The 3,377-nt window shown below is 61.0% G+C and carries 3 protein-coding genes; 1 reads left to right on the top strand and 2 read right to left on the bottom strand.

The features are described 5' to 3' along the window. Nucleotides 1–1,652 (bottom strand): caspase family protein (locus L0H65_RS16670; RefSeq protein ID WP_301460340.1); only part of this gene is annotated, 1,652 nt, incomplete at its 3' end. 11 nt (nt 1,653–1,663) lie between these two features. Then, nucleotides 1,664–2,287 (bottom strand): hypothetical protein, encoded by a 624-nt coding sequence (locus tag L0H65_RS16665; protein ID WP_301460338.1) that lies wholly within the window; start codon nt 2,285–2,287, stop codon nt 1,664–1,666. Nucleotides 2,288–2,443: 156 nt separating this feature from the next. Between L0H65_RS16665 and L0H65_RS16660 the strand changes: the two genes are divergently transcribed. Next, nucleotides 2,444–3,377: S1C family serine protease (locus L0H65_RS16660; RefSeq protein ID WP_301460336.1), on the top strand; the 934-nt coding region annotated here is incomplete at its 3' end.

The following is a 3,377-nucleotide window of genomic DNA, read 5'->3' as shown; positions in this document are numbered from 1 at the left end:
GGCAAGTCGCGCAGGGTTGCATCGTCTTTGCTGCGCGTCAGCAGCTCAACCTCCCCCTTCAAGCCGGCACTCCCCACACTCCCCCCCAGTTTCATCAGGTTGATCGCTTTCGCCATCTGGCCCAGCGTGTCGGCCAGCGTCAGCCCCAGCGTTGCCGCATCCTTGTCAACGGTCGAAACCGACGGCGTGATCGCCAGATGGTCGGCAATCCCGGTCGAGGGCAAGACCCAGATCGCATCCGGGCGTGGGCTGTCGGGCAGCACTGCAAGGCGCAGATCAGCTTCCGCCCCGGCGGCGACAAAGCTGATGCGCGGCCCGGTTTCGGCTTGCAATGCCGCCATAGCCGCGCCCAGTGCGAGAGCGGGGGCGGAGCCTGTTTCGGGCAAAGCAACCGTCAAAGTGAAATCGAGATCATCGCTCAACTTGCGCAGTGTCAGCCCCAGCGGCAGACGATCCGGCAGGGTTTTGCCGTCCTGCACGATCGGCTCAACGCTTGCGCTGAACCGGTCCAGCGTGGTGACTTTCACAAAGCCAAGCGCATCCTCGGTCTTGTCAGCCGCAGTTGCCATCACCGCGAGAACCGCCCCTTCGGAAAGCCCGTGCAGACTGCCCGCCGCAATTGTCAAACCGCTTTCGGTATGGGTCGCAGGCCATTGCGCGACGCGCGCGCCGGGTTGACCGGAAAACACCACCCGGTCAAGATCGCCCTCGAACATCGGCGTGGTGCGCGCAAGGTTCTTGACCGAATATTTCCTCAGCACCTCTTGCCCGATCTGACCATAGCTTGCCTGCGGAAACTCGGCGAGGGTTTCGAACAGCGTATAGGTGAAAACACCCTGCGGGATGCGGTCCGGGTCGCCTTTGGGCAGACGTTTTTCCGGTGTCACCTCATCGGTTTGCGCGGCGAAGAACGCGACGAGGGAGCCGCCTTTCCCCGAACTCATCACCGGGGCGGGGGCATGGGCGCGCGGATTGGGGTTTGGAATTGCCCGGCTTTGCGCCGCATCCATCGCGGCCATTGGAACGCCCAGAACTTCGGGGGCAAGCTGCCGGGTGCGGACTTCCTCATCGCCATCAGGCGCGCCGCGCGTCGCGGTGCCGGAATGGCAGGCGTCAAACACCACCCAGACATCCGCCCCTTTGGCGCGGATCGCATCCAGCATCTGACCGATTTCATCGTCGACCAGCCCGTTTTCCACCGTGCCGCTGGTATCGGACCACGGCCCAATATCGACGGGCAGGAACATTTCATCCAACCCGTCCAACTCCTCATCCGGGTTCAGGGCAGGGGCCTGGGTGCCATGCCCGGAGAAATGCAGGTAAACGAAATCCCCCGGCTCTACCTTGGCAGTAAGGTCGGCAAACGCCGTCCGGATTGCGCCAAGCGTCGGCCGCGTTGCCCCGTCGACGCCATCCGACAGCACCGCGACATTTTCCACCGCAAACGGCACCGGTGCGGCGGTCGTCAGGTAGGTTTGCACCAGCTTCACATCATTCGACGGGCCTTTCAGCCAATATTGCGGCGCAAGGCTTTCGTAGTCATTTGCGCCAATCAGCAAAGCATAGTTTTCCCGTGCAAACGCAGGCAGGGATACAAGCGCCATGATCGAGCCCAAAGCGGTGCTGCGGAGCAATGAAAAGCTGTGGTGCATAATAACCCCTTTCAATTGGTCATCAAAGCGTAGCTGGTCGCAGCCCCGCCCTTGTTGTCGACTTCCATCGTGTAGCTGCCGCTTTCCGACGGACGCCAGCCACAATAGGCAATGTGGGATATGTCGCTGTCGGAACAAACCAGCCGTCCCTGCGCATCCTTGATCGTCAGGTTCAAATCCACGGCTGATTTCGCCTCAACATAAACTTCGGCATATTCGCCGCCTTTGAAGTCAATCCGGGGGTAACGGTCGGACTTGCCGCCTGACAGTTTGCCGATATTGTAAATCGGCCCCATCACCACGCCTTTCGTGGTTTCAGCGCGGACATCCTCTATCAGTCCCACCAGAGCATCGTCGCCCACCGCAAGGCTTTCCGCCTGCACCAGCATGTCCTGCCAGCCCAGCGGCGCACCCTCCCCGGCCTCGCCATCAATCGCGCTGCGTTCAGATTGTTCGGGGTTGACCTGCTTGCGCAACTTCGCTGCCGCCAAAATCAGCACCGGATCCTTCGCCTCAACACCCGCTTCAAACAAACGGGCGGAGAGTTCGGCGGTTTTCACCGGGCTGAGGGGGGATGCCGCCAAGGGTGCGGCAAGGAACATGACTGTTGCGGCAGAGATAAAGAGTGTTTTCATCGGATTTCACCTTGTCCAAAGTGAGGAGGATTGACCCAAGGATAGGAAGGCGGGGACAGTGCGTAAACACTTGTTTTGCAGGTGACAGCCTTTGTCATGTGATCCCTTTTCTGCGGCCTGCTAACGTTGGGCCAAGGACTGATGAAAGGTCACGCAATGCCGGAAACCCTCTTTACCAAACCGCCAAGCCGCATTTGGCCGTTGCGACAGGCAGCACAAATTGCCGCTGTCATGCTGCTTTTGACCGTGTTTGCAGCCCTGAACCCGGCCCGTGCGCAGGAGGCGATGCTGAAATCCGCTGTGGAAAATGTGGTGGTCTTGCGCAGTGCGGGAAATGACGACCGCTTTATGGGTTCCGGTGTGATCTGGGCCGGGGGAAAGCTGGTGGTAACCAATGCGCATGTGGTAGGAAATGCCGAAAGCGCCCGCGTGATCGACGATACCGGACAGGCGTTTGACGGTGAAATCATCGCGCGGGACACAGTGCGCGATGTCGCAGTCCTTGTGGTCAAAGGGCTGGAGCGTCCGGGCTTGTCACTGGGTTCGGCACCTGAACTCGGGGCAAAGGTCTGGGCAATCGGTGCACCTTTGGGGTTGGAGTTGACAGTGACGCGCGGCATCGTCTCTGCCTCTGCCCGGCAGATTGACGCGGCGGTGCCGATCCGCTTTCTGCAACACGATGCGGCGGTCAATCCCGGATCATCGGGTGGGCCGCTGCTCGATGCGGATGGGCATTTGGTTGGCCTGAACAGCCGGATTGCCGATGGATCGCGCTATTACATCGGCATGTCCTATGCGATTGCCGCCGCTGATCTGGCGCGCATTGTTGACGGATTGGTTGCGGAAACCCTGCCCCCGGTGCCGAAACTGGGCCTGCAACTTCGCCCGGTCAGTCGCATGATTGCCGCCGCCCTTGGGTTGGAGGCCACCGGCCTGCTGATTGACCGGGTTGAACCGGGACTGGCGGCAAGCCATTCCAGCCTGCTGGCAGGCGACATTATCCTGACAGCGGGTGGGCAGCCGATGACCGCCCCCGGTGATCTGGCCTTCGCCATGGATGCGGAACCGGACGCGGACAGCCTGTCCCTTC

Origin of the sequence: Pseudorhodobacter sp. (genome assembly GCF_030452865.1) — a bacterium.
GTDB lineage: Bacteria > Pseudomonadota > Alphaproteobacteria > Rhodobacterales > Rhodobacteraceae > Pseudorhodobacter.
Note: the sequence above shows the minus strand (reverse complement) of the source record. Positions and strands in the feature narration are given on the sequence as shown.

Bases quoted from the DNA above. Each gene is read 5' to 3' on its own strand.
- L0H65_RS16665 (WP_301460338.1), bottom strand. From the start codon at position 2,287: ATGAAAACACTCTTTATCTCTGCCGCAACAGTCATGTTCCTTGCCGCA.